The organism is Pseudomonas sp. Pse35, from assembly GCF_024519715.1.
In the GTDB taxonomy this organism is placed as follows: Bacteria; Pseudomonadota; Gammaproteobacteria; order Pseudomonadales; family Pseudomonadaceae; genus Aquipseudomonas; species Aquipseudomonas paracarnis.
In genome coordinates, this window is the sequence record NZ_JALJRP010000007.1 from 57,747 (window position 1) to 83,471 (window position 25,725).

At 61.6% G+C, this 25,725-nt stretch carries 22 protein-coding genes; 17 read left to right on the plus strand and 5 right to left on the minus strand.

The genetic code is table 11. The annotated features are described in order from the left end of the window. Positions 1-171: 171 nt before the first annotated feature. From gshA to tauD, 5 genes are all read left to right on the plus strand, one after another. Positions 172-1,755, plus strand: coding sequence for a glutamate--cysteine ligase (gene gshA, locus OC445_RS08700; protein WP_054920278.1), 1,584 nt, complete (start codon positions 172-174; stop codon positions 1,753-1,755). Positions 1,756-1,957: 202 nt separating this feature from the next. Further along, positions 1,958-2,935 carry a taurine ABC transporter substrate-binding protein gene (gene tauA / locus OC445_RS08705; protein WP_014716469.1) on the plus strand — a complete coding sequence of 326 codons (978 nt, stop codon included), beginning with the start codon at positions 1,958-1,960 and terminating at the stop codon, positions 2,933-2,935. Positions 2,936-2,952: 17 nt separating this feature from the next. Continuing rightward, positions 2,953-3,732 carry a taurine ABC transporter ATP-binding subunit gene (gene tauB, locus OC445_RS08710; protein WP_054896655.1) on the plus strand — a complete coding sequence of 260 codons (780 nt, stop codon included), beginning with the start codon at positions 2,953-2,955 and terminating at the stop codon, positions 3,730-3,732. Further along, complete coding sequence (gene tauC, locus OC445_RS08715; protein ID WP_057975356.1) at positions 3,729-4,565, plus strand: taurine ABC transporter permease TauC; 837 nt, start codon at positions 3,729-3,731, stop codon at positions 4,563-4,565. Before tauB ends, tauC begins: the two co-directional genes overlap by 4 nt. Before the next feature lie 14 nt (positions 4,566-4,579). Then, positions 4,580-5,416: a taurine dioxygenase gene (gene tauD, locus OC445_RS08720; RefSeq protein WP_198790441.1), complete on the plus strand. Its 837-nt coding sequence runs from the start codon at positions 4,580-4,582 to the stop codon at positions 5,414-5,416. A gap of 140 nt (positions 5,417-5,556) precedes the next feature. On the opposite strand, the gene mgrA is transcribed toward tauD, so the two are convergent. From mgrA to epsC, 3 genes are all read right to left on the minus strand, one after another. After that, positions 5,557-6,594, minus strand: a complete 1,038-nt coding sequence (gene mgrA / locus OC445_RS08725; protein ID WP_089042055.1) for an L-glyceraldehyde 3-phosphate reductase — start codon at positions 6,592-6,594, stop codon at positions 5,557-5,559. A gap of 127 nt (positions 6,595-6,721) precedes the next feature. Next, positions 6,722-8,683, minus strand: coding sequence for a choline transporter BetT (gene betT, locus OC445_RS08730; RefSeq protein ID WP_167514232.1), 1,962 nt, complete (start codon positions 8,681-8,683; stop codon positions 6,722-6,724). A 399-nt stretch (positions 8,684-9,082) separates the two neighbouring features. After that, positions 9,083-10,009, minus strand: coding sequence for a serine O-acetyltransferase EpsC (epsC, locus tag OC445_RS08735; protein WP_014716464.1), 927 nt, complete (start codon positions 10,007-10,009; stop codon positions 9,083-9,085). Between the two features lie 166 nt (positions 10,010-10,175). Between epsC and OC445_RS08740 the strand changes: the two genes are divergently transcribed. The 11 genes from OC445_RS08740 to OC445_RS08790 all read left to right on the plus strand — a co-directional run bounded on the left by OC445_RS08740 (position 10,176) and on the right by OC445_RS08790 (position 21,449). Beyond that, the gene (locus OC445_RS08740) at positions 10,176-11,171 is read left to right on the plus strand and encodes a D-cysteine desulfhydrase (protein WP_197881541.1); all 996 of its coding nucleotides are present in this window, start codon (positions 10,176-10,178) and stop codon (positions 11,169-11,171) included. 189 nt (positions 11,172-11,360) lie between these two features. Then, positions 11,361-12,155: a cystine ABC transporter substrate-binding protein gene (gene tcyJ / locus OC445_RS08745; protein WP_014716462.1), complete on the plus strand. Its 795-nt coding sequence runs from the start codon at positions 11,361-11,363 to the stop codon at positions 12,153-12,155. After that, on the plus strand, positions 12,155-12,820 hold the full coding sequence (gene tcyL, locus OC445_RS08750; protein ID WP_003187646.1) for a cystine ABC transporter permease: 666 nt from the start codon (positions 12,155-12,157) through the stop codon (positions 12,818-12,820). The genes tcyJ and tcyL overlap by 1 nt, the downstream gene beginning before the upstream one ends. 3 nt (positions 12,821-12,823) lie before the next feature. Then, positions 12,824-13,570 carry an L-cystine ABC transporter ATP-binding protein TcyN gene (tcyN, locus tag OC445_RS08755; protein WP_014716461.1) on the plus strand — a complete coding sequence of 249 codons (747 nt, stop codon included), beginning with the start codon at positions 12,824-12,826 and terminating at the stop codon, positions 13,568-13,570. Between the two features lie 371 nt (positions 13,571-13,941). Continuing rightward, on the plus strand, positions 13,942-14,730 hold the full coding sequence (locus OC445_RS08760) for a hypothetical protein (RefSeq protein WP_198790440.1): 789 nt from the start codon (positions 13,942-13,944) through the stop codon (positions 14,728-14,730). Positions 14,731-14,915: 185 nt separating this feature from the next. Beyond that, a complete protein-coding gene (locus tag OC445_RS08765) occupies positions 14,916-16,157 on the plus strand; it encodes an SfnB family sulfur acquisition oxidoreductase (RefSeq protein WP_198790439.1) in 1,242 nt (413 codons plus the stop codon). A gap of 40 nt (positions 16,158-16,197) precedes the next feature. Further along, positions 16,198-17,391, plus strand: coding sequence for an SfnB family sulfur acquisition oxidoreductase (locus OC445_RS08770; RefSeq protein ID WP_181124515.1), 1,194 nt, complete (start codon positions 16,198-16,200; stop codon positions 17,389-17,391). Beyond that, positions 17,391-18,749 carry an LLM class flavin-dependent oxidoreductase gene (locus OC445_RS08775; RefSeq protein ID WP_198790438.1) on the plus strand — a complete coding sequence of 453 codons (1,359 nt, stop codon included), beginning with the start codon at positions 17,391-17,393 and terminating at the stop codon, positions 18,747-18,749. The genes OC445_RS08770 and OC445_RS08775 overlap by 1 nt, the downstream gene beginning before the upstream one ends. Before the next feature lie 138 nt (positions 18,750-18,887). Further along, complete coding sequence (locus OC445_RS08780; protein ID WP_054896665.1) at positions 18,888-19,703, plus strand: MetQ/NlpA family ABC transporter substrate-binding protein; 816 nt, start codon at positions 18,888-18,890, stop codon at positions 19,701-19,703. Continuing rightward, positions 19,700-20,815, plus strand: a complete 1,116-nt coding sequence (locus OC445_RS08785) for a methionine ABC transporter ATP-binding protein (RefSeq protein WP_060772800.1) — start codon at positions 19,700-19,702, stop codon at positions 20,813-20,815. The genes OC445_RS08780 and OC445_RS08785 overlap by 4 nt, the downstream gene beginning before the upstream one ends. Further along, positions 20,805-21,449 carry a methionine ABC transporter permease gene (locus tag OC445_RS08790; RefSeq protein ID WP_003187635.1) on the plus strand — a complete coding sequence of 215 codons (645 nt, stop codon included), beginning with the start codon at positions 20,805-20,807 and terminating at the stop codon, positions 21,447-21,449. The genes OC445_RS08785 and OC445_RS08790 overlap by 11 nt, the downstream gene beginning before the upstream one ends. Before the next feature lie 2 nt (positions 21,450-21,451). On the opposite strand, the gene OC445_RS08795 is transcribed toward OC445_RS08790, so the two are convergent. Further along, complete coding sequence (locus tag OC445_RS08795; protein ID WP_198790437.1) at positions 21,452-22,555, minus strand: hypothetical protein; 1,104 nt, start codon at positions 22,553-22,555, stop codon at positions 21,452-21,454. A 176-nt stretch (positions 22,556-22,731) separates the two neighbouring features. Here OC445_RS08795 and OC445_RS08800 point away from each other — a divergent pair, with 176 nt between their 5' ends. Then, positions 22,732-23,358, plus strand: a complete 627-nt coding sequence (locus OC445_RS08800) for a class I SAM-dependent methyltransferase (RefSeq protein ID WP_060772801.1) — start codon at positions 22,732-22,734, stop codon at positions 23,356-23,358. A 108-nt stretch (positions 23,359-23,466) separates the two neighbouring features. Here OC445_RS08800 and OC445_RS08805 read toward each other — a convergent pair whose 3' ends face one another. Beyond that, positions 23,467-25,656 carry a glycoside hydrolase gene (locus OC445_RS08805; RefSeq protein WP_198790436.1) on the minus strand — a complete coding sequence of 730 codons (2,190 nt, stop codon included), beginning with the start codon at positions 25,654-25,656 and terminating at the stop codon, positions 23,467-23,469. Between the last annotated feature and the right edge of the window lie 69 nt (positions 25,657-25,725).

The following is a 25,725-nucleotide window of genomic DNA, read 5'->3' on the forward strand; positions in this document are numbered from 1 at the left end:
GCGTCGGAATTTTCTCGCTGCGCTGTAGCCCAATTCATGGAGTGAAGTCGGCAGATTCAGAGCGGGTCAAATCGACTCAAAACCAGGCGATCACGCCAGTTTCAACTTCACCCTTGTAGACCGTCCTGCCCACCCCCATATTGGGGCGACTGACGCGTGAAGGAATCCAACTTGAGCGAACTTCTCAACCGCCGCCTGGCCCTGCTCGGCAAGCGCGAACACCTCTCCCTGCTAGAGCAATGCTTGCACGGCATCGAGCGCGAATGCCTGCGCGTCACCAACGAAGGTCGACTGGCGCAAACGCCGCACCCCGAAGCCCTGGGCGCCGCGCTGACCAATGAACAGATCACCACCGACTACTCGGAATCGCTGCTGGAGTTCATCACCCCTGCCCTGCCGAACCCGGCCGATACTCTGAGCAGCCTGGACAAGATCCATCGCTTTGCCTACACCAAGCTGGGCAGCGAATACCTGTGGAGCCCCTCGATGCCGTGCCCGTTGCCGGCCGAGGAAGATATTCCGATTGCCTACTACGGCACCTCCAACATCGGCCAGCTCAAGTACGTGTACCGCAAGGGCCTGGCCCTGCGTTACGGCAAGACCATGCAGTGCATCGCCGGCATCCACTACAATTTTTCCCTGCCGGAAGCGTTGTGGCCGTTGCTCAAGGAAACAGAAGGGTTTGTCGGCACCGACCGTGACTATCAATCCACGGCCTACATCGCGCTGATCCGTAATTTCCGTCGTTACAGCTGGCTGTTGATGTACCTGTTCGGTGCCTCGCCAGCCCTGGATGCCGGCTTCCTGCGCGGACGCTCGCATCAGCTTGAAGTCCTCGACGCCGACACGCTGTACCTGCCCTACGCCACCAGCCTGCGCATGAGCGACCTGGGGTACCAGAGCAACGCCCAGGCCGGCCTGACGCCGTGCTACAACGATTTGGCCAGCTACACCGACAGCCTGCGCGAAGCGGTGGCAACACCCTACGCGCCCTATGTCGAAGTCGGCACGCACAAGGATGGCGAGTGGGTGCAGCTCAATACCAACATCCTGCAGATCGAAAACGAGTACTACTCCAACATCCGTCCCAAGCGCGTGACCTACACCGGCGAGCGGCCGATCCAGGCGTTGATGGCCCGCGGCATCCAGTACATCGAAGTACGCTGCCTGGACATCAACCCGTTCCTGCCGATGGGAATCGACCTGCCAGAGTCGCGGTTCCTCGACGCATTCCTGCTGTACTGCGCGCTGAACGACAGCCCATTGTTCGCCAACAACGAGTGCGGCAACGCCACCTCCAACTTCCTCAGCGTGGTCAAGGAAGGCCGCCGTCCGGGCCTGCAATTGCAGCGTGACGGCCAGCCGGTGGACATGAAGGAGTGGGCGGCCGAGTTGCTGGAGAAGATTGCCCCGCTGGCCGCCCTGCTCGATCAGAGCCATGGCATCACCGAGCACAGCGAGGCATTGGACGCCCAGTTGGCCAAGGTCAAGGACCCGTCCCTGACGCCGTCGGCCCAGGTGTTGGCAGCCATGGCTGAGCGCAAGGAAAGCTTTGCGCAGTTCTCCCTGCATCAAAGCGAAGTCCATGCCGAATACTTCCGCAAAGAACCTTTGGCGCCTGAGGAACAAGCCCACTTTGAAGAACTGGCCCGTGCGTCGCTGGCGCAACAGGCAGAGCTGGAGCAGAACGAAGTAGGCGATTTCGATGTGTTTGTCGGTTCGTACCAGGCAAGCATCCTCGCCATCAGCAACTAACCTGTAGGAGCGAGCTTGCTCGCGAAAAACTCACGGCCCCCGCATTCATCCAGACTGAACGCGTCACCGTTAACGTTTTTCGCGAGCAAGCTCGCTCCTACAAGTTTTAAGCTAATTCGAAAAAGTTATTTATTTTCGAATTCTTAGATCATTTAGTCTCCTCTCACGCCGACCCTCGGCCGCCTGATTGAGGAGCTTCCCTTTGAAACTGCTGACCCCTCTGCGCCTGTTGGCCGCATTGTCCCTGGCCGGTGCCAGCCTGTTTGCCCAGGCGGCGGACGTGACCATTGCGTATCAGACCACCGTGGACCCGGCCAAAGTCGCCCAAGCCGACGGCGCCTATGAAAAAGCCACCAACGCCAAGATCGACTGGCGCAAATTCGACAATGGCGCCGACATCATCGCTGCCATCGCGTCCGGCGACGTGCAGATCGGCTACCTCGGTTCCAGCCCGCTCACCGCCGCGATAACCCGTAAAGTCCCGGTGCAAACCTTCCTCGTCGCCACCCAGATCGGCGGCGCCGAAGCCCTGGTGGCGCGTAACGGTTCGGGGATCAACAGCCCTCAGGACCTGGTCGGCAAAAAAATCGCCGTGCCCTTCGTTTCCACCGGCCACTACAGCCTGCTCGCCGCGCTGAAGCACTGGAACATCGACCCGGCCAAAGTCACCATTCTCAACCTCGCCCCGCCGGCCATCATTGCCGCCTGGAAGCGCGGTGATATCGACGCCACCTATGTGTGGGACCCAGCCCTGGGCGTGGCCAAGGAAACCGGCAAGGTGCTGATCACGTCCGGGGAGTTGGCCAAGTTCGGCGCGCCGACGTTCGATGCCTGGATCGTGCGCAAGGACTTCGCCGAGAAGCACCCAGAGATCGTCACCGCCTTCGCCAAGGTCACTCTGGATGCCTACGCCGCCTACCGCAAAGACCCACAAGCCTGGCTCGCCGATACCGGCAACGTCGACAAGCTGGTGAAGCTCTCCGGCGCCAAGGCCAGCGATATCCCCTTGCTGCTGCAAGGCAACGTCTACCCGTTGGCCGCCGACCAAGTCACCCTGCTGGGCGCACCGACCACCAAGGCCGTCACCGACACCGCTGCGTTCCTCAAGGAGCAAGGCAAGGTCGAGGCCGTGCTGCCCGACTACGCCCCTTATGTCAGCGCCAAGTTCATTACCAACTGACCCAGGAGTTCACTGCGATGGCCTTGCTACAACTGGAGCGCATCAGCGCACAGTACCCAGGCGCCCCGGAACCGGTACTGTCCGATATTTCACTGGAGCTTGGGCCCCAGCAATTGCTGGTCGCCCTGGGCCCCTCCGGCAGTGGCAAGACCTCGTTGTTGAACCTGATTGCCGGCTTCGTCGAACCGTCTGCCGGGCGTATCACCCTCGATGGCGTGCCGGTCAAAGGCCCCAGCGCCGAGCGCGGCGTGGTGTTCCAGGACGATGCCCTGCTGCCCTGGCAGGACGTGCTGGCCAATGTGGCTTTCGGCCTGGAGCTGGCCGGCGTGCCCAAGGCGCAGCGCGACGTGCGGGCGCGTGAAATGCTCGCGCTGGTGGACTTGGCCGGTTTCGACAACCGCCGCATCTGGCAACTCTCCGGTGGCCAGAAGCAACGCGTCGGCCTGGCGCGTGCGCTGGCGGCCGACCCGCGTGTACTACTGATGGACGAACCCTTCGGCGCCCTGGATGCCTTCACCCGTGAACAGATGCAGGAGTTGCTGCTGCAAGTGTGGCGGCGCACGGCCAAGCCGGTATTCCTGATTACCCATGACATTGAAGAAGCGGTGTTTCTCGCCACCGACTTGATCTTGCTGGCGCCCAACCCCGGCCAGATCGTCGAACGCCTGCAGCTGGATTTCGGCCAACGTTACGCCGCCGGTGAATCAGCCCGCGCAATCAAATCCGACCCGCGCTTTATCGAAACCCGTGAGCATGTGCTGGGCAAAGTGTTCTCCCAACGGCAGGTGTACGCATGAGCAGCTACGAACTTCCCGCCACGGCCACCGAGCCTGCGACACATCCCGTGATCCCGCTGCGCCGTCGCCTGAGCACGCGCTGGATCAGCCTGCTGACCCTGGCGGCCTTGCTTGCCCTGTGGTGGGCAGTGACCGCCACCGGTTTGATCGAACCTTTGTTCCTGCCGCCACCGTCCGCCGTGTTGCAAAAAGGCTGGCTGCTGGCAACCACCGGCTACATGGATTCCACTTTGTGGCAGCACCTGGGCGCGAGCCTCAGTCGCATCGGCCTGGGCCTGGGCTTTGCAGTACTGACCGCCGTGCCGGTGGGGATCGCCATCGGTGCCAACCGTATCGCCCGTGGCATTCTCGATCCGCTGATCGAGTTCTACCGGCCGATTCCGCCCCTGGCCTACCTGCCGTTGATCGTGATCTGGTGCGGCATTGGCGAGCTGTCCAAGGTGCTGCTGATCTACCTCGCTATCTTCGCCCCGATTGCCATCGCCACCGCCACTGGGGTGCGCACCGTCGACCCGGCCAAATTGCGCGCGGCGCAGTCGTTGGGCGCCAGCCGCGCGCAACTGATTCGCCATGTGATCCTGCCCAGCGCCCTGCCCGATATCCTCACCGGTGTGCGCATCGGCCTGGGCGTGGGCTGGTCGACCTTGGTGGCGGCCGAGTTGATTGCCGCCACCAGCGGCCTGGGCTTTATGGTGCAGTCGGCGGCGCAGTTTCTGGTCACTGATGTGGTGGTGCTGGGCATCCTGGTCATCGCCCTGATCGCCTTCGCCATGGAAATGGGCCTGCGCGCCCTGCAGCGTAAATTAGTGCCCTGGCATGGCCAGGCACACTGAGTGAAGAACCCACAATGAGCAGCCTGACCGTTACCCCATTAAGCACCGCCCTGGGCGCCCAGATCGGCGGCGTCGATATCACCCAGCCGCTGAATCCCGAACAGCGCGACGCCATTGAACAGGCGTTGCTCGACTATTCGGTGCTGTTCTTCCGTGACCAGCCGATCACCCCTGCGCAACAGGCACGGTTCGCGGCAAACTTTGGCGACCTGCACATCCACCCGATCTACCCCAACGTGCCGGAACAGCCCGAAGTGCTGATCCTCGACACCGCCGTCACGGATGTGCGTGATAACGCGGTGTGGCATACCGACGTGACGTTCCTGCCCACGCCTGCTCTGGGCGCAGTGCTCAGCGCCAAGCTGTTGCCCGCGTTCGGCGGCGATACCTTGTGGGCCAGTGGGATTGCGGCGTATGAAGCACTGTCTGAACCGCTAAAGCGCTTGCTCGATGGCCTCACCGCCACACACGACTTCACCAAGTCGTTCCCGCTGGAGCGCTTTGGCAACACCGCCGAGGACCTTGTGCGCTGGGAAGCAACCCGCAAGAAAAACCCGCCGCTATCGCACCCAGTCGTGCGCACGCATCCGGTGAGTGGACGTAAATCGCTGTTCGTCAGCGACGGCTTCACCACCCGAATAAATGAACTGGAACCGGCCGAAAGCGAGGCCATTCTCAAGCTGCTGTTCGCCCACGCCACCCGCCCGGAATTCACCATCCGCTGGCGCTGGCAGGAAAATGACGTGGCGTTCTGGGATAACCGCGTCACCCAGCATTACGCTGTGGATGACTACCGGCCGCAGCGGCGGGTGATGCACCGGGCGACGATTCTTGGGGATGTGCCGTTCTGACGCTTGGCGACAGATCATTCCCACGCTCTGCGTGGGAATGCCTCCTGTGATGCTCTGCGTCATGACTTTAAAGCGGACGCCGAGCGTCCGGGGCTGCATTCCCACGCAGAGCGTGGGAACGATCACCCAGTGGTGTAAGGTCATTCAGCAGTGGACGGTTTTTCCCACAGGTTGATCCCACCTTCCTGCGCAAACCTATCAATTTCCGCCAGTTCTTCAGCACTGAAGCTCAAGTTCTTCAACGCCCCAACGTTCTCGATAATCTGCTCCGGCCGGCTTGCGCCGATCAGCGCACTGGTTACCCGTGGATCACGTAACGTCCACGCCAGCGCCAACTGGGCCAGGCTCTGGCCACGGCGTTTGGCGATTTCATTCAGGCCGCGTACATGGGCGATGTTGGCTTCGGACAGGTGCTGGGCCTGCAACGAGCCACCACCCGGACGATTGACCCGCGCATCGGCCGGTACCCCGTTGAGGTATTTATCGGTCAACAAACCCTGGGCCAGCGGCGTGAAGGCGATCACCCCGGCGCCGAGTTCTTCAGTGGTGTCCAGCAGGTCTTTTTCCACCCAACGGTTGAGCAGGTTGTAGGCCGGCTGGTGGATCAACAACGGCACTTTCCACTCATTGAGCAACGCTGCGATTTCGCGGGTTTTTACCCCGGAGTAAGACGAGATACCGATGTACAACGCCTTGCCTTGTTGCACGGCGGTGGCCAGGGCGCTGGCGGTCTCTTCCAGGGGCGTCTCGGGGTCGAAGCGGTGCGAGTAGAAGATATCCACATAATCGACGCCCAGGCGTTGCAGGCTCTGGTCCAGGCTCGCCAATACGTATTTACGCGAGCCGCCACCCTGGCCGTAAGGGCCGGGCCACATGTCCCACCCGGCTTTGCTGGAGATGATCAATTCGTCGCGATAGTGTTTGAAGTCTTCGCGCAGCAACCGACCGAAATTGATCTCGGCGCTGCCGTAGGGTGGGCCGTAGTTGTTGGCCAGGTCGAAGTGGTTGATACCCAGGTCGAACGCCGTGCGCAGCAATGCGCGCTGGGTGTCGATCGGGGTGCTGTCGCCAAAGTTGTGCCACAACCCCAGGGACAGTGCCGGCAGCACCAATCCACTGCGGCCTACGCGGCGATAAGGAATAGATTCATAGCGGTTTTCGGCAGCAATGTACGTCATCGAATCCTCTCTTGATCTAGGGCAAATAAGGCCCGGGAATAGGCATATACCCGGGCCTTTTAAGCAGCTGAATCGCTTAAGTCTGCCTCTTCCTTTTACAGCAAAGACCTACTTGAGAGGAACGCTATCAGCGCACCATGTGCAAGAACTGCAGATGGCGCTCGTACTGGTCGAGGATGTCATTGATGATCTGCTCCTTGGTGTAGCCCACCAGGTCATAGTCCTGGCTGCCCTCACTCAAGTGCACTTCGGCCCGATAGTAGCGGCGGTTGTTGATCTCTTTCTTGCCAATGCCGCCCAAGGCGAACGACGGTGTGAAATAGCCACGCATCTGCACCTGGTAGATGAACGGGCGTTCTTCGCCATGGCCGATTTCGAGGCTGACGCTGTCGTTGGACGGGTCGGGCTGGGTCACCACCGTAAGGCCCTTCTCGACAAACACTGCGGTCACTTCTTCAATCGCCGGGCGCACCGTGGTGTCGAGGAAACGGTATACCTCATCGCGGGATGGGAAATGCACCGCCTGGCTCAAACGCTGGCGCCAGCCGCCTCGGCCTTTGCGCGAAGCGGAGATCGGTGCCAGGGAATGCAACTGCGCGATCTGCTTTTGCGACTCCAGGTAGAACGCCTTGTGCAGCCCCCACATCATCAGCAGCAGGATCAGCGAGAACGGCAGCGAGGTCAGTACCACCGCAGACTTGAGCGAGTCGATACTGCCGGCGAACAGCAACGCACTGGTGACCAGGGCGGTCATCGCGCCCCAGAACACACGCAGCCACTTCGGCCCATCTTCATCCGCGTTGCCGCCTTTGGACGACAGGGTAGAGAGCACCACCGTGCCGGAGTCCGCCGAGGTCACGAAGAACACAAAGCTGATGAACACCGTGACCGCGATCACCGTCTTGCTCCACGGGTAGGTCTCCAGCAGCAGGTAGAGGCTCATCGATGGGTCATCGATCGCCGACTGGCCCAGTGCAGCCATGCCATGGTTGAGCACCTGGTCGATGGCGCTGTTACCGAAGATCGACATCCACGCCAGGGTGAAGCCCAGTGGAATCAGCAGCACGCCAAACACGAACTCGCGGATGGTACGACCACGGGAAATACGCGCGATAAACAGGCCCACGAACGGCGACCATGCGATCCACCAGGCCCAATAGAACACCGTCCAGCCGCCCAGCCAGTCGCTCGGCTTGTTGTAGGCGTATACATCAAAACTCTTGGTGGGCAGCGCCCCCAGATAGTCACCGATGTTCTGGATCAAGGTGTTGAGCAGGTGCTGGGTAGGCCCTGCGAACAACACGAACAGCAGCAGCGCACAGGCCAGCAGCATGTTGATGTCGGACATCACCCGCACGCCCTTGTCGACGCCGGCCACGGCCACGATGATCGCCGCGCCCATCATCAGAGTGATCAGGCCCACCTGGATCCACTGGGTATGGGCAATGCCAAACAGGTAGTCCAGGCCAGAGTTGAGGTGCAGTACGCCAAAGCCCATGTCGGCGCCCAGGCCGAACACCGTGGCAATGATGCCAAAGCCATCCACGGCGTAACCGATAGGGCCATTGATGCGCTTGCCGATCAGCGGGTACAGCGCCGAGCGCAACGCCAGCGGCAGGTTATGCCGGTAGGCGAAATACGCCAGGGCCATGCCGACAAACGCGAACACGCCCCAGCCATGCAGGCCCCAGTGCAGGAACAACACCTGCATGGCCTGGCGCGCCGCATCGGCGTTCATTGCTTCGCCCTGGGGCGGCTGCACCAGGTGCGTCAGCGGCTCCGAGACGCAAAAGAAAAACAGCGTGATGCTGATCCCGGCGGCGAACAACATGCCAGCCCAGGACAGGTAACTGAATTCGGGCTCGTCGTGGTCGGCACCGAGTTTTATCTTGCCGTAGCCCGATAGCGCGGTGACCACCACGAAGACCAGATACAGCGTCATCGCCAGCATGTAGTACCAGCCGACCGTATTGGCCGCCCAGTTTTGCGCCGCCAGCAGCCAGGCACCGGCCTGTTGCGGGATAGCGATGACCGTGATGCCGAACAGCAGGATGACGGTCGCGGCAAAATAGAAAACGGGCGCATTCATGCGCACCATGCCGCTGGAAGGGGTGGACGATGCACTCATGAACGATGCACCTCAAGGTTGCGGGATATGGCTGTAAAAAACGGACTCAGCAAAGGTAAGCCTCCTGTTGTGAGCGGGCAGCGAACCACCGGTTTAACTTGAACGAACGTTCAAGTTAAACATGAATAGGCGGTCTGGGACTAATCGCAGGGCTGAGTGGTAGGTGTTTCCTACACTAGCTCAGGGATTGGTATGACGCGTGAAGGAGACGAATCGTTCAGCAACCCGACGGTGAAATACATACGAAATGTGGGAGCTGGCTTGCCTGCGATAGCGCTGGGTCAGCCACCCATCTGTTGACTGATACACCGCTATCGCAGGCAAGCCAGCTCCCACACTGACCGGCGTTTGACTCAGGTATTACTTCTGCGCCCCATCATCATGCTGCAAGTTCGCCTGGGTGATATTCGCCCCGGCCGGCACGCTGCGGGTCAGCCACACATTGCCGCCGATGGTCGAACCCTGGCCAATGGTGATCCGCCCCAGGATCGTCGCCCCGGCGTAAATCACCACATCATCTTCAACAATAGGGTGACGCGGGTGGCCTTTCTGCAATTGCCCATCTTCATCCGCCGGAAAGCGTTTGGCGCCCAATGTCACGGCCTGGTAGATGCGCACGCGCTCGCCGATGATCGCGGTCTCGCCAATCACCACGCCTGTGCCGTGGTCGATAAAGAAACTCGGGCCGATCTGTGCGCCGGGGTGGATATCAATACCGGTGGCCGAGTGGGCGATTTCCGCACTGATCCGCGCCAGCAGCGGCAGGCCGGCGCGGTACAGGTGGTGGGCCAGGCGATGATGGATCACCGCCAGGATGCCCGGGTAGCACAACAGCACCTCATCCACACTGCGTGCGGCCGGGTCGCCGTGGTAGGCGGCCAGTACGTCGGTGTCCAGCAGGCTGCGCAAGGATGGCAACGCCAGCGCGAAATCCTGGATCAGGCGAATGGCGTGGGCGTTGACTTCGCTGTCGTCCTCACCGCTCTGGCGCGCGGCATAGCGCAACTCCAGGCGCGCCTGGGCGAGCAAGGCGTTGAGCGCGACGTCGAGGGTATGGCCCACGTAGAAGTCTTCGCTTTCTTCGCGCAAGTCCGCAGGGCCCAGGCGCATCGGAAACAGAGCGCCGCACAAGGCCTCAAGAATTTGTGCCACCGCCTCGCGGGACGGCAACTCGCGGCCACCATGCTCGCCACTCAAGCGCCCATTGCGCGTTCGCCACTGGTCGCGGGCGCCGCGCAGCTGGCTGACGATGGTCTGCAATTGCCAATGACTGGAACGCTCACTCACGGTATTCACTCCTGACGAAATGGCCATCACTTTACGGTATGCACCCAGGCAGCTCTTAAGAACCAATGGTATGGAGCTAAGAACCTTTCGTCATAAGCGATTGGCGGTTGCCCGATGAAAAGTGCCTGCCTATAGTCCCCCAATCACTCAGCCACCGTGCGTAACCATGATCAAACAACAGCTCGACCGTTTTAACCGTCTGGAACTACTGGGCAGTGCCACGGCCCTGGAAAAGCTCGAGCGGCTGTCGGCTTGGCTGGGCAGGGACATCTACGTCAAACGTGATGACACCACGCCGCTGGCCATGGGCGGCAACAAGCTGCGCAAACTCGAATACCTGGCCGCCGACGCCATCGCCCAGGGCGCCGACACCCTGGTCACCGCCGGCGCGATCCAGTCCAACCATGTTCGCCAGACCGCCGCGCTCGCCGCCAGGCTTGGCCTGGGCTGTGTTGCCCTGCTGGAAAACCCTACCGGCACCGACGACCCCAACTACCTGGGCAACGGCAATCGCCTGCTGCTGGAGCTGTTCGACGCCAAAGTGGAGTTGGTGGAAAACCTCGACAACGCCGACGACCAACTCAACGCCCTCGCCGACCGCCTGCGCAGTAACGGCAAGAAGCCGTACCTGGTGCCTATCGGCGGGTCCAATGCACTCGGCGCGCTGGGCTACGTGCGCGCCGGGCTGGAGTTGGCCGCGCAGATTGAAGACAGCGGCATTCAATTCGCCGCCGTGGTGCTCGCCTCTGGCAGTGCGGGTACCCACAGCGGCCTGGCCCTGGCCTTGAGCGAAGCACTGCCGCAGTTGCCGGTGATCGGCATCACGGTGTCGCGCACCGAGCAAGCGCAATTCCCGAAAGTGCAGGGCCTGGCCGAACGCACCGCCGAGTTGCTCGGTGTGGCTATGCCCGACGCCTTCAAGGTTACCCTGTGGGACGAGTATTTCGGGCCGCGGTATGGCGAGCCAAACGCTGGCACCCTCTCGGCGATCAAACTTTTGGCCAGCCAGGAAGGTCTGTTGCTGGACCCGGTGTATACCGGCAAGGCCATGGCCGGTTTGCTCGACGGCATCGGGCGCCAGCGCTTTGAAGAGGGGCCGATCATTTTCCTGCATACCGGTGGCGCGCCGGCATTGTTTGCCTATGACTCAGTATTCAACTGATTGAATACTGTCGATGTGGGAGCTGTACATATTTCTAAAAAGAATATGAAATGGTATTTTTATTATTTTCAAGACTTAAAAACCCACCTTATCATCGCGCCGAAGGCGAAGACGCGCTTCGCGCTTTAGGGCAGGATACGACTACCGCGTCACCTGCTTCGCTCACCATAAAAAACACAGGGGCTCTCCATGACTATTTCTGCATTTCGTCGCACGCTGTTGGTTGGCACTTTGGGCCTCGCGCTTGGCGCTGGCTGGTTGGGCCAGGCGGTTGCCGGCGAGCAATTGAACACCATCAAGAAGGCCGGCGAGATCAAGATCGGCCTGGAAGGCACCTACCCGCCGTTCAGCTTTGTCGATGAAAGCGGCAAGCTCAGCGGTTTCGAAGTGGAACTGTCCGAGGCGCTGGCCAAGGAGCTGGGTGTCAAGGTCAAGCTGCAAGCCACCCCTTGGGACGGCATCCTCGCCGCGCTGGAATCCAAGCGCCTGGACGCCGTGGTCAACCAGGTGACCATCTCCGAAGAGCGCAAGAAAAAGTATGACTTCTCCAAGCCTTACACCGTGTCCGGCATCCAGGCGCTGGTGCTGAAAAAGAACGTCGACTCGATCAAGAAAGCCGACGACCTGGCCGGCAAGAAAGTCGGTGTGGGCCTGGGCACCAACTACGAACAATGGCTCAAGGACAACCAACCAAAAGCCATTATCAAGACCTACAACGACGACCCGACCAAGTTCCAGGACCTGCGCATCGGTCGTATCGACGCCATCCTGATCGACCGCCTGGCCGCCCTGGAATACGCCAAGAAAGCCCCCGACACCGCCGCTGCCGGCGACGCCTTCTCCCGTCAGGAATCCGGTATCGCCCTGCGCAAAGGTGAGCCCGAGCTGCTCGATGCGGTGAACAAGGCTCTGGACAAACTGCGCGCCGACGGCACGTTGAAGACGCTGTCCGAGAAGTACTTCAACGCTGACGTCACGCAATAATGGAAGCAGGTTTCCAACTCGCGCTGGACTCCGCGCCCTTTCTGCTCAAGGGCGCGTACTACACGGTAATCCTCAGCCTGGGCGGGATGTTTTTCGGCCTGCTGCTGGGCTTCGGCCTGGCCTTGATGCGCCTCTCGCGCTTCAAGCTCTTGAGCTGGACCGCCCGGGTCTACGTGTCGTTCTTTCGCGGCACGCCGTTGCTGGTGCAGCTGTTCCTGATCTACTACGGCTTGCCGCAAGTGGGCATCGAGCTGGACCCGATCCCGGCCGCCATGATCGGCTTTTCGCTGAACATGGCTGCCTATGCGTGTGAAATCCTGCGGGCCGCCATCGCCTCCATCGAGCGTGGCCAGTGGGAAGCTGCTGCCAGTATCGGTATGACCCGTGCGCAGACGTTGCGCAGGGCCATCCTGCCCCAGGCGATGCGCACGGCGTTGCCGCCTTTGGGTAACAGCTTTATTTCACTGGTCAAGGACACGGCGCTGGCCGCCACCATCCAGGTGCCCGAGCTGTTCCGCCAGGCCCAACTGGTGTCGGCACGTACCTTCGAAATTTTCACCATGTATCTGTCCGCGGCCCTGATCTACTGGATCCTGGCGAGCATCCTGGCGCATCTGCAAAATCGTCTGGAAGACCGGGTCAACCGGCATGACCTGGAGTCTTGAAGCATGATCGTGGTTGAAAAACTGACCAAGCAATTCAACGGCCAGGTGGTACTCAACGGCATCGACCTTGAGGTCAAGGAAGGCGAAGTGGTCGCCATCATCGGCCCCAGCGGTTCGGGCAAGACCACCTTCCTGCGCTGCCTGAACTTCCTCGAAGAACCCACCAGCGGCCGTATCAAGGTGGGTGACATCGAGATCGACAGCAGCAGGCCGCTCAACCAGCAACAGGGCCTGGTGCGGCGCCTGCGCCAGCATGTGGGCTTTGTGTTCCAGAACTTCAACCTGTTCCCCCACCGCACCGCGCTGGAAAACGTCATCGAAGGCCCGATTGTGGTCAAGAAGATGCCACGGGAAGCGGCGGCCGAACTGGGGCGCAAGCTGTTGGCAAGGGTCGGCCTGGCGGGCAAGGAAGCGTCGTACCCGCGGCGCCTGTCCGGCGGCCAGCAACAGCGTGTGGCGATTGCCCGCGCATTGGCCATGGAGCCGGAGGTGATCCTGTTCGACGAACCCACCTCGGCCCTCGACCCGGAACTGGTGGGCGAAGTCCTGGCGACCATTCGCAGCCTGGCCGAAGAAAACCGCACCATGGTCATCGTCACCCACGAGATGAGCTTTGCCCGTGATGTGGCCAACCGGGTGATCTTTTTCGACAAGGGCGTGATCGTCGAACAGGGCGAAGCCAAGGCGCTGTTTGCCAACCCCAGGGAAGAACGTACCAAGCAGTTCCTGAGCAAATTCCTCGCCCACTGACGCCTCCCAGTGTAGGAGCGAGCTTGCTCGCGAAGAACGTTAACGATAACGCGGTGAATCAGATTGACCGAGTTGCCTGGGCGTTCTTCGCGAGCAAGCTCGCTCCTACAACGGGTTGCAGGTTGAGCGTGTAAAAGCCCCCGTCGCAAGCGCCTTAAAATCCCCCTCCTCGTCAGACCCGTCTGAATCTCGCCAAACCCGCCGTTTAGCCCTTTGCCTCCATTGACGCTCCTTGGCCAACCCTCTTATCTAGCGCCTTAAGGATTGGATCCTATCCCGGCTACTGACTGAATCGTGCCTTTCGAACCCCCTTGCGCCTGTGCGTCCAGGTTTCGGAACGATTGCTGCTGGCTGCATCAAGGAGATTACTTATGACACACACTCAAACCCCGGCCACGCTCAGTGCCCCAAGGCTTCCCCAGGCTATTGGAAACGGCATCAGCGCCCTGGCCTCCGCCCACTTGCAGGTCGACATTTCACCCTACCCGAGCATGGAAGAAGGCGACCTGATCGAACTGTTCTGGAACAACTGCTTCGCCGCCTCGCGCAAGGTGACGGCCTGCAGGATCGGCACGTGTACCCACTTATGCGTACCGCAGAGCTTTGTGCAGGACGGACCGGCACGCGTCCATTACCAGGTCTTGCAGATCGGCCATGGCCCGATGCGCTCGGCGGTGACGCTGGTGCGGGTCAAGACCAGCTATCCGGGCGGTCAGCCTTCGCCGCGCCTGAACCCTGAAGGCGACACTGAAAACCAGAATCTGGCGCCCGTGAACTTGCCCGAGACGATTCGCCGCCACGGCGTCAACAGCAGCCAGGTAAGGCGCGGCATTCCGCTGACCATCGAGCCTTACCTGAACATGAGCACGGGCGATGCCATTACGTTGCGCTGGGGCGATGTACGCTTGGACCTGCCCCGCATCCAAGCCAACAGCGTCGGCCTGGCGGTGCAGGTGTGGGTGCCGCCCCACGTGATTGTCGAAGCCGGCGACGACTGCCGGTTGGAAGTCACCTACTGCATTCTCGACCGCGTGGGTAACAACTCCCGCTGGGCGCCCGCCCGCACGCTGCGCATCGCCGCCTGCACACCGCCCCGCATTGCCTCGCCCGCACCGGGCTATCAACCGCGTCGCTTCGGTTCACCCTGTGAACCGGGGTGACAGCCCTTCTATGCATATTCCTAAAAGTTAGTTTATTTAAATAATTAACACGCTTAGGGTATATGCACCGGACCACCGGACATTCCTGATTTTTCTGTTTATTTCATTGAATGCGAGGTCGGTATGGTCAGAATTACCCCGGTGCGCAACGCCAGGGCATTGCGTGCAGCCAAGGAGCGGCGCTGATGTCTAACTTGGCTCTAACACCCCCCCAGAGTGATCTGGATGTAGCCCCCCTGCTGTTGCCCGCCACGGTGTTGCGCAACGACGCTCAGGCACTGAGTGCAGCCCGCGAACTGGCCCAGGCTGCACGCCTGCACGCCGCCCAGCGCGACCAGCAACGCAAACTGCCCTGGGCGCAGCTCGAACAGTTCACCCGCAGCGGCTTGGGCAGTATTTCCATTCCCCGTGAATACGGCGGCCCACAGGTGTCGTTTGTGACCCTGGCCGAAGTCTTCGCGATCATCAGCGCAGCCGACCCGGCACTCGGGCAGATCCCGCAGAACCATTTCGGCATCTTGCACGTATTGCAGGGCACCGCGACCGAGCGTCAGAAAAAGCAGCTGTTCCAGAGCGTGCTCGACGGCTGGCGCATCGGCAACGGCGGCCCGGAACGCGGCACCAAAAATACCCTGGAGCTCAAGGCACGCCTTACGGCCGAAGGTGATGGGTACGTGGTCAGCGGCCAGAAGTTCTACTCCACCGGCGCCCTGTTCGCTCACTGGGTGGCAATCAAGGCCCTGAACGATGACGGCAAGCAGGTCATGGCCTTTGTGCGTCGCGGCAGCGAGGGTCTGCGCATCGTCGATGACTGGTCGGGCTTTGGCCAACGCACCACCGCCAGCGGCACCGTCTTGCTTGATCGCGTGGCCGTGGAGCCGGAACTGGTCATCGACAACTGGCGCCTGGGCGAGAGCCCGAATATCCAGGGGGCCGTGTCGCAGCTGATCCAGGCCGCCATCGACGCCGGCATCGCCCGAGGCGCCCTCGACGATGCCATCGCCTTCGTGCGTGAGCGTTCGCGCCCGTGGATCGACGCCAAGGTCGAGCGAGCCAGCGACGACCTGTATGTGATCGCCGATATCGGCAAGCTGAAGATCGAACTGCACGCCGCCGAAGCCCTGCTGCGCAAGGCCGGCCAGGTGCTTGACCATGTCAGCGCCGCGCCGATCACCGCGCAGTCCGCCGCCCACGCCTCGATTGCCGTGGCCGAGGCCAAGGTGCTGACCACCGAAGTGGCGTTACAAGTCACCGAGAAGCTCTTTGAACTGGCCGGCAGCCGCGCCACCCTGGCCGAATTCAACCTTGACCGTCACTGGCGCAACGCCCGGGTGCACACCCTGCACGACCCGGTGCGCTGGAAGTACCACGCCATCGGCGCCTATCGACTCAACGGCACCTTGCCGGCTCGTCATTCCTGGATTTAACCAACCAGAACACTTTTTCCACGAGCTTCTGGAGAAACTCATGACCCTTTCTCACTCCGTCGCGGTCATCACCAGCGACGAACAAGCGCTTATTGTCGCCAGCGATCTTGCTGAAGACTTGCGCCGCGACAGCGCCCAGCGCGACCGCGAACGCCGCCTGCCATTGCCTGAACTGGACGTGTTTTCCCGCTCTGGCCTGTGGGGCATCAGCGTGCCCAAGGCCTACGGCGGCGCGGGCGTGTCCAACGTCACCCTGGCCAAGGTCATCGCATTGATCGCCCAGGCCGATGGCTCGTTGGGCCAGATTCCGCAAAACCATTTCTATGCCCTCGAAGTACTGCGCGTGAACGGCAGCCCCGAACAGCAGCAACGCCTGTACGCCGAGGTGTTGGCCGGCCAACGCTTTGGCAACGCCTTGGCGGAGCTGGGCACCAAGACCGCCCACGACCGCATTACCAGCCTCACCCGCGACGGCGACGGTTTTCGCATCAACGGGCGCAAGTTCTACGCCACCGGCGCGATCTACGCCCAGCGCGTCCCCACTTCGGTGGTGGATGCAAATGGCGTGCAGCAACTGGCCTTCGTACCGCGTGACAGCGAGGGACTGACGGTGATCGACGACTGGAGCGGCTTCGGCCAGCGCACTACCGGCAGCGGCTCGGTAGTGTTCGACAACGTGTGGGTCGCGGCGCAAGACGTGGTGCCGTTCCAGAGCGCTTTCGAACGCCCGACCACCGTCGGCCCGCTGGCGCAGATCCTCCACGCAGCCATCGACACCGGCATCGCCCGCGCGGCCTTTGAGGACGCCTTGCATTTTGTGCGCACCAAGACCCGCCCATGGATCGACGCCGACAACGACAAGGCCACCGAAGACCCGCTGACACTCAAGAGCTTCGGCCACCTGAGCAGCCGGCTGCACGCCGCCGAAGCCTTGCTGGAACGCTCGGGTGAATTCCTCGACCGCGCCCAGGCCGACAGCAATGCCCAGACCGTCGCCGCAGCCTCCATCGCCGTTGCCGAAGTACGCGCTCTGAGCACCGAGATCTCCCTGGCGGCCGGCAGCACCCTGTTCGAACTGGCTGGCAGCCAGGCGACCCTGGCCGAACACGGCCTGGACCGCCACTGGCGCAACGCCCGGGTGCACACCCTGCACGACCCGGTGCGCTGGAAATACCATGCGGTTGGCAACTACTACCTCAACGATGAAAACCCGCCGCTGCGGGGGACCATCTGATGAGCAAAAAAAAGATCCTGCTCAATGCTTTCAACATGAACTGCATCGGGCACATCAATCACGGTTTGTGGGCTCATCCACGAGACAACTCGACCGAGTACAAGACCCTCGAATACTGGACTGAACTGGCGAAGATCCTTGAACGCGGGTTGTTCGACGGTTTGTTCATCGCTGATATCGTCGGCGTGTATGACGTCTATCAGGACTCCATTGACGTGCCGCTCCAGGAGTCGATCCAGCTACCGGTCAACGACCCGCTGCTGCTGGTGTCGGCCATGGCCGCCGTCACCCAGCACCTTGGCTTCGGCCTTACCGCCAACCTCACCTATGAGCCGCCGTACCTGTTCGCACGGCGCATGTCGACGCTGGATCACCTGAGCCGTGGCCGGGTGGGTTGGAACATTGTCACCGGCTACCTCGACAGCGCCGCCAAGGCCATGGGCCTTACCGAACAGGTCGAGCATGACCAGCGCTACGACCAGGCCGATGAATACCTGCAGGTGTTGTACAAGCTCTGGGAAGGCAGCTGGGAAGACGACGCGGTGCGCAACGATCGCCAAGCGCGGGTGTATGCGCAACCGGGCAAGGTGCACAAGGTAGAGCACCACGGCGAGTTCTATCAGGTGGAGGGTTACCACCTGTGCGAGCCCTCGCCGCAGCGCACGCCGGTGCTGTTCCAGGCCGGCAGTTCCGAGCGCGGCTTGCTGTTCGCCGGGCGGCATGCCGAGTGCGTGTTTATCAGCGGGCAAAACAAAGCAGCGACCAAACGCCAGGTGGACAAGGTGCGCGCCAGCGCAGTGGAGGCTGGGCGCAACCCGGACGACATCAAGGTGTTCATGGGCCTTAACGTCATCGTTGGCGCCACTGAAGCGTTGGCCTGGAACAAGCACGCCGAGTACCTCAGCTACGCCAGCGCGGAAGCCGGCGTGGCGCACTTCTCGGCCTCGACCGGGATTGATTTTGCCCAGTACGCGTTGGACGAACCGATCCAGTACGTCAAAAGCAACGCGATCCAGTCGGCCACCCAGAACCTGCAGAACAACGACTGGACCCGGCGCAAATTGCTTGAACAGCACGCCTTGGGCGGGCGCTATATCACCCTGGTGGGCTCGCCTGAACAGGTGGCCGATGAGCTGGAATCCTGGATCAGCGAAACCGGGCTGGATGGTTTCAACCTGACGCGCATTGTGACGCCGGAGAGCTATGTGGATTTCATTGAGCTGGTGATACCGGAGCTACAACGACGGGGCTCGTACAAGACGGAATATGCGCAGGGAACGCTGCGGGAAAAAGTCTTCCACGACACGGCTCGCTTACCCAGCCAACACACCGGCTCTACCTACCGCCACATTGTTTGATCGTTCCCACGCTCCGCGTGGGAATGCCTCTTGGACGCTCTGCGTTCGCTTGTGGGACGCGGAGCGTCCCTGGCTGCATTACCACGCGGAGCGTGGGAACGATCTCGCTACCTAAGACCTTATGACTGGAAAACCATTATGAAAAAGACATTCCTAAACCACCCAGTCAAAGCACTGGCCCTGGCCTTCGGCTTATTCAGCTCGGCGGTATTTGCCGCCGACGCCCCGTTGAAAATCGGCACCACCGCTGCCTTCGCCATTCCGCTGGAAGCCGCCGTAGAAGAGGCCGGCAAGCAGGGCCTGAAGGTCGAACTGGTGGAGTTCACCGACTGGATCGCGCCCAACGTCAGCCTCGCCGCCGGCGATATCGACGTGAACTACTTTCAGCACATCCCCTTCCTGGAAAACGCCAAGGCCGCCGCCGGGTTTGACCTGGTGCCGTATGCGCCAGGCATCATCAATAACGTCGGGCTGTATTCGAAAAAGTACAAAAACTTCAACGAACTGCCCGCAGGCGCCAGCGTGGCGATTGCCAACGACCCGATCAACAGCGGTCGCGGCCTGCAACTGCTGGCCAAGGCCGGGCTGATCACCCTCAAGCCGGGCGTGGGCTACAAAGCCACCGAAGAAGACATCGTCGCCAACCCGAAAAACATCAAGATCCTGCAAGTGGAAGCGGTGCAACTGGTGCGCGCCTATGACGACGCTGATCTGGTCCAGGGCTACCCGGCGTACATCCGCCTGTCCAAGACCTTCGATGCCGAGTCGGCGCTGCTGTTCGACGGCCTCGACCACCCGGAATACGTGATTCAGTTCGTCATCCAGCCCAAGAGCAAAACCGACCCACGGGTGATCAAGTTCGTCGATATCTACCAACACTCGCCGGTGGTGCGTGCGGCCTTGGACAAGTCCCTCGGCAAGCTCTACCAGGTCGGTTGGGAAGCTAAACCATGAGTGCCGCCAACGCCCGATTGCACGATCTGGCCCCTGCGCCCAGCCACGCCGAACAGACTGAACTGCACCCGGACTTGAACCGCGCCCATGTGCGGTTCATCAACCTGGGCAAAACCTATGACGGCACGGTGCATGCGCTGCAAGGCATTGACCTGGCGATCCAGCGTGGCGAAGTGTTCGGCATCATCGGCCGCAGCGGCGCCGGCAAGTCATCGCTGATCCGCACCATCAACCGCCTGGAACAACCCAGCAGCGGACGGGTGCTGATCGACCAGGTGGACATCGGCAGCTTCGATGAAGACCACCTGGTGGCGCTGCGGCGACGCATCGGCATGATCTTCCAGCACTTCAACCTGATGTCGGCCAAGACTGTGTGGCAGAACGTCGAGTTGCCGCTCAAGGTCGCCGGCGTACCCCAGGCACAACGCGCACGAAAGGTGCATGAACTGCTGGAGCTGGTAGGCCTGCAAGACAAACACAAGGCGTACCCGGCGCAGCTGTCCGGCGGGCAGAAACAGCGCGTCGGCATCGCCCGCGCGCTGGTGCACGACCCCGAGATTCTGCTGTGCGACGAAGCCACCTCGGCCCTCGACCCGGAAACCACCCAGTCGATCCTCGGCCTGCTGCGCGAGATCAACCAGCGCCTGGGCCTGACCATCGTGCTGATTACCCATGAGATGGCGGTGATCCGCGACATCTGCGACCGCGTGGTGGTGCTGGAGCACGGGCGTATCGTCGAGCAAGGCCCGGTGTGGCAGGTGTTTGGCGATCCGCAACATGAGGTCAGCAAGACCCTGCTCGCACCGCTGCAACACGGCTTGCCGCCAGAGTTGCAAAGCCGCCTGCAACCCACGCCAGCCTCGGCCGACGCCGCACTGGTACTGCGCCTGCAGTTCACCGGCAGCGACACCCTGGAGCCAGACCTCGCGGCACTGTTCAGTGCCCTCGGCGGCCGTGTGCGTTTACTGCAAGGCGGCGTGGAACGCATCCAGGGGCATGCCTTGGGGCAACTGCTGCTGGCGGTGAATGGATCGCCGCACAACGCCGAAGAACTGCGCAAACGCGCGGCCAATTGGGCACAACAGGTGGAGGTGCTGGGCTATGTGGTTTGATCGTTTAGTGCAGGGCGCCATCGACACCTTGTTGATGGTGGGGGTGTCGTCGCTGATCGCGCTGCTGGTGGGCATTCCGCTGGCGGTCTTCCTGGTCACCAGCGACAAGGGCGGCATCTACCAGGCACCGGCCCTTAACCGCGTGCTGGGAGCGTTCGTGAATCTGTTCCGCTCCATTCCGTTTCTGATCCTGATGGTGGCGCTCATCCCGTTCACGCGCCTGATCGTCGGCACCACCTATGGCGTCTGGGCGGCAGTGGTACCGCTGACCATCGCCGCCACGCCGTTCTTTGCACGCATCGCTGAAGTGAGCTTGCGCGAGGTCGACCATGGCCTGATCGAAGCCGCGCAGGCCATGGGTTGCCGTCGCTGGCACATCATCTGGCATGTGCTGTTGCCAGAGGCGTTACCCGGCATCGTCGGCGGCTTCACCATCACCCTGGTGACCATGATCAACTCATCGGCCATGGCCGGGGCGATCGGCGCCGGTGGCCTGGGCGATATTGCCTACCGCTATGGCTACCAGCGCTTCGATACGCAGATCATGCTCACGGTGATTGTGCTGCTGGTGGTGCTGGTAGCGGTGATCCAGCTGAGCGGGGACCGATTGGCGCGGGTATTGAACAAGCGCTGACGTCACGGGCACTCATCCAGTTGGGCAACGCTGGCACGGGGCACGAAGGTGATGGTTTTTTCCTTGGCCTGCCAGGGCCGCACGATGTAGCTGCCATCCGAGTCGGCCATCACTCGCAGTTTTACGCTGCGCTTGGGGTTGTCGGTGTCTACCAGCGCGCCGGGGACCTTGGCCTCTGCCGCCCAGGTCATCAACGTACAAACGCGCCCTCCCGAGGCGGAGCCTTGCAGCGGCAGGCCACCCAACTTGGCCCCGCTCGCCGGGATCAGCCCGAGTAAAACGATGAGCGCAAAGGCCACCAATGAGGCGAACGCCACCGGGTTTTTCTGGACGCGCATGCGCACCACCAAGCAGGCGGCGCTCCCCTGGATCAGGAACAGCACGGCCATTTCGGCGGCCATGAACGGCGCAAAGAACACGGCGCTGTCGGAGTACTCGCTGAAGGCGCGGGAGACCGGCACCGTCACCATCAGAATGACCACCATTTGAACGACCCCGGCGCCAGCACTGGCCAGCCAGAACTCGCCGGACAACTCACGCAGGGCAACATCGGCGGGCCGGGCACGAATGATGATGCCGACATAGGCCACTATCGCCGCCATGAATGCGACGATCCAGCTGAAGGTCAGCCAAAACCCACTTTCGGCGTTCACAGACAGGTATACAGCGGACATCCAGAAAACACCCATTACGACCAGACTGACAGTCCAATGCCCCAATAAGCGCCTATGCTGGGCCGTCTCTTGGGGCGACTGCGGGCGGAGATTGAGTTGATCACTCAGGCGCACACCCGCGCAGTTCAGGCGCGTGAACAAGATGAAGGTAGGGATCAGGATCGACGCGCCCATCATGCCGATCACAAATACCAACATGGCGAACATCGCCGGCAAGGCAGTGAACGCCGACGCCGACAAGATACTCAGCGGTACCTGTTCGACCTGGATGTACTGGTACAGGTACAAGCCAGCCACCGAGAGAATCCCCACCGTCAGCGGCCAGGCACGCTCATTGAGCCAGAACAGCCCATTGCTCAAACTTGTGGCGTATTGGACGACCTTGTTCGCTGCGGTGTCGCTGCCAACGGGTGAACGTTTTTCCTCTTCCATGGATGTGTAGCCCTCTGCAAATGAGGGCCGAATCTTACCCACAATTTCCCGTGGCGGTCTGTCGGATGCGCGCACTGCGACCGCCGTGAAGTGCCCTACAGCGGATACACGGTTTTCAACTGATGAATGGGCCGGGGTATAGTCCCCCTACCTCAGCCGCAGCCGTGCGCCATGCCATGAAACTTGCTCCCGACGACCTCAACCAGATCACCTCCACCACCCTGGGCCACTACAACAAGGTGGCCGAAGACTTCCGTGAAGGCACCCGCGATCACGATGTGAGCCAGAACATCGACGCGCTGCTGCGGCATATCCAGGGCACGCCGCCATTCACTGTGCTGGATTTCGGCTGTGGGCCAGGGCGGGATTTGCAGACGTTTACGCGCATGGGGCATATCGCCGTTGGCCTGGATGGCTCCGAGCGTTTTGCGCAGATGGCCCGCGAAGACAGCGGCTGTGAGGTGCTGCAGCAGGACTTTCTCAAGCTGGACCTGCCCGCCGAACGCTTCGATGGGGTGTTTGCCAATGCTGTGCTGTTTCATATTCCCAAGCAGGAGTTGCCCCGAGTGCTCAAAGAGCTGCACGGCGCGTTGAAGCCTGGGGGCGTGCTGTTCAGCTCCAACCCTCGGGGTGAGAACCAAGAGGGCTGGAATGGGCCGCGGTATGGCTCTTATCACGACCTGCAGGCGTGGCAGGCCTTGCTGACCGCGGCAGGGTTTGAAGAGTTGGAGCATTACTACCGGCCGGCCGGGTTGCCGCGGGAACAGCAGCCTTGGTTGGCGAGTGTGTGGCGTAAACTTTAGTACTGCATCGCCTGTACCTGCCTCATCGCAGGCAAGCCAGCTCCCACCTTTGGAATGCATTCCCCTGTGGGAGCGGGCTTGCCCGCGATGGCGCCGTAACGGGCAGCGTTATTTCACCTGATACACCACCGGCTCCTCCCCCTCCACAAGCACCGTCACACTGCGCCCGGCATACCCCTGTTTTTCCACCGCCGAGAAATTCGCCACCAGCCGCGTCCCATCGGCGAAGGTGGTTTGCTGCAGCTGTTTGTCCACCGTCAGCCAACGGAAACCAGTCATTTCCTGGGTCGCCAAGCGCTGGTGCAACGGCCGGAAGAAGCGGTCCTGGCGCTGAATAATCGGCAGCCGCGCCTTGAGCGTCGCAGCACTGAGGTGGTACAGCGGCGGCACGTTGTAGAGCAGTTGGGTCAGTTCATTGTCGCCCTGCACATTGCTCAGTTTGAGGCTGTCGAACAGCCAATGATGGGTGGTGATCACCGAGCCGTGGAACACCGCCTGATACAACGGCAGGCGCATCGTCGGTTCGAAATACAGCGTGCGAAACGGCTCCTTCAACGGCACTGATTTGAAGAACACCGCCGGTTGCTCCGTGGGGTACCAGTTGCCTACGAAGTACGGCGACTGCGGGTCCTGGGTCATCTCGCGGTCACCCCAGCCGATCACCGGGGTCTGCATGCCGTGGGCAAACAGGATGCCTTGGGCAGTGATCGCGTTGCCGTCTTCGGAGCCTGTGACCAGCTTCGGCACGGTGTTGATCCAGCGGGAAGCATCGATATTGCCTTCGGCGTTTTGTGCCTGAGTCATGCTGGCGTTGCTGCGATAGCTGTCGAACAACATGCTGGTGGCGTAGGCATCGAGAAACCAGGCATTGAAGCCAGTCTTCGCGTGTACTGCCTTCACCCGTGCCTCCAGCAGCGGCCGCACACAACGTGGATCCGTGTAGTGGCCGGACTTCTGGAAACCGGTTTTCAGCTTGCCGTCTTTCAACACGATCGCGCAGTCGCGGTAGGCCTTGGCGCCCAGGTGGGCAGTGGTCCAATCGGGGTTTTCCGTGGCGGACAGGGCCGTTTCATAGGAGTCGTAAGGCGCCATCAGAAAACCGGCTTCCACCCCCGCGCGAATCGCCTCGGGATGCCAGAGGCCACCCTCCCAACCTTCGCCCAAGGTCAGCAGCAGACGCTGCAGCCCGGCGTCGCGCAGGGTTTGAATGGTGCTACTGCCCCAGGTCTGCGGGCTGTCACTCAAGGCTCCCGCAAAGTCCACGGCCAGTTCACTGCGCAGCTCACCATAACGGGCGGCAAGGCGGGTCATGTCTGGCTCTTGCACTTGCCAGGCCTGCCGGGCCTTGGTGTTGATCGCCGCGTTGAGGCCGCGAAGGAGCACGGTTTGTTCATAGCGATTCAGTGCAGCGGACTGCGCCAGCAGCTGTGCGCTCTCTTTGTCCATCAGGCTCTTGAGTTCATGGCTGCGCAGCCGTTGGATCAGTCTTGGCCAATCACGCACATCGCCCAAAGCCAGCAGGCCGTTGTCCCAGAGGTACACATGGCTGGCGCCCAGCAGTTTCTGGGCTTCGGGTGTTTGCCGCAGTTTGTCCGCCAACGGCTCATAGCGGCCCTGCTCCACCAGCCACTGGCGGTAGCGCTTGGCACCAGCCAATGGGTCGGCATCGCCCAGGTACAGCCGCAGCGTCATCGGCGCATCAGGCGCCAGCGAGGTGAATTCATGGGCCGCGGAGAGGGCCAGGCCGTTGCCGTCGGCTTGCCATTGCAGGCGGTTGTTGTAGGGGTTGGTCAACAGCCAGCTCAAGGTGAAGCCACCGTGATCCACGCCCCACAGCGGCAGGCTCAGGTCCTGGGTGGTATTGAACTCGCCCCGCTCCAGCAGAAACGTCTTCCAGATGGCATTGCCGGCAGGCACGTAATGCCCCTCGGCCAAGGGCCAGATCAACCCTCGCCCCATGGCCTCGGCAGGCTGGCGCAGCAGGGCCAGTTCACCGGGCTCGCGGGCGTTGATGGTCAAGGCCAGGTCGCGCTGTTGCAGGCGGGCGGTCAGGCGATAGGCGCCGTTGTCCCATTGCCAAGTGGCTTGATCAGGCTTGTTCTGCAATTGGCTGACGGCATGCGAGGCCACACCGCTGGATGCCTGCACCGAAGCCTGGCCTGCGGGTGTCACGCGCAGCGCCAGGGTGGCGGGGTCGAGTTCGACGCGCCACAAGGCGTTTTCCAGTACGGTGGCGGCGAAGGCAGGCGGTGCAAGGAGCAACGCGCAAAACAGCAAGGTGAAACGCAGGCACTGCATGAGGACCGACCTGGGTTTGGAATGAGGACCAGAGGGTACAACATGCAAGGGTCAGCCAGGACGACGTCG

Coding starts and splice junctions, on each gene's coding strand:
- tauB (WP_054896655.1), top strand. CDS start 2,953: ATGGCCTTGCTACAACTGGAGCGCATCAGCGCACAGTACCCAGGCGCC.
- tauC (WP_057975356.1), top strand. CDS start 3,729: ATGAGCAGCTACGAACTTCCCGCCACGGCCACCGAGCCTGCGACACAT.
- tauD (WP_198790441.1), top strand. CDS start 4,580: ATGAGCAGCCTGACCGTTACCCCATTAAGCACCGCCCTGGGCGCCCAG.
- mgrA (WP_089042055.1), bottom strand. CDS start 6,594: ATGACGTACATTGCTGCCGAAAACCGCTATGAATCTATTCCTTATCGC.
- betT (WP_167514232.1), bottom strand. CDS start 8,683: ATGAATGCGCCCGTTTTCTATTTTGCCGCGACCGTCATCCTGCTGTTC.
- OC445_RS08740 (WP_197881541.1), top strand. CDS start 10,176: ATGATCAAACAACAGCTCGACCGTTTTAACCGTCTGGAACTACTGGGC.
- tcyJ (WP_014716462.1), top strand. CDS start 11,361: ATGACTATTTCTGCATTTCGTCGCACGCTGTTGGTTGGCACTTTGGGC.
- tcyL (WP_003187646.1), top strand. CDS start 12,155: ATGGAAGCAGGTTTCCAACTCGCGCTGGACTCCGCGCCCTTTCTGCTC.
- tcyN (WP_014716461.1), top strand. CDS start 12,824: ATGATCGTGGTTGAAAAACTGACCAAGCAATTCAACGGCCAGGTGGTA.
- OC445_RS08760 (WP_198790440.1), top strand. CDS start 13,942: ATGACACACACTCAAACCCCGGCCACGCTCAGTGCCCCAAGGCTTCCC.
- OC445_RS08765 (WP_198790439.1), top strand. CDS start 14,916: ATGTCTAACTTGGCTCTAACACCCCCCCAGAGTGATCTGGATGTAGCC.
- OC445_RS08770 (WP_181124515.1), top strand. CDS start 16,198: ATGACCCTTTCTCACTCCGTCGCGGTCATCACCAGCGACGAACAAGCG.
- OC445_RS08775 (WP_198790438.1), top strand. CDS start 17,391: ATGAGCAAAAAAAAGATCCTGCTCAATGCTTTCAACATGAACTGCATC.
- OC445_RS08780 (WP_054896665.1), top strand. CDS start 18,888: ATGAAAAAGACATTCCTAAACCACCCAGTCAAAGCACTGGCCCTGGCC.
- OC445_RS08785 (WP_060772800.1), top strand. CDS start 19,700: ATGAGTGCCGCCAACGCCCGATTGCACGATCTGGCCCCTGCGCCCAGC.
- OC445_RS08790 (WP_003187635.1), top strand. CDS start 20,805: ATGTGGTTTGATCGTTTAGTGCAGGGCGCCATCGACACCTTGTTGATG.
- OC445_RS08795 (WP_198790437.1), bottom strand. CDS start 22,555: ATGGAAGAGGAAAAACGTTCACCCGTTGGCAGCGACACCGCAGCGAAC.
- OC445_RS08800 (WP_060772801.1), top strand. CDS start 22,732: ATGAAACTTGCTCCCGACGACCTCAACCAGATCACCTCCACCACCCTG.
- OC445_RS08805 (WP_198790436.1), bottom strand. CDS start 25,656: ATGCAGTGCCTGCGTTTCACCTTGCTGTTTTGCGCGTTGCTCCTTGCA.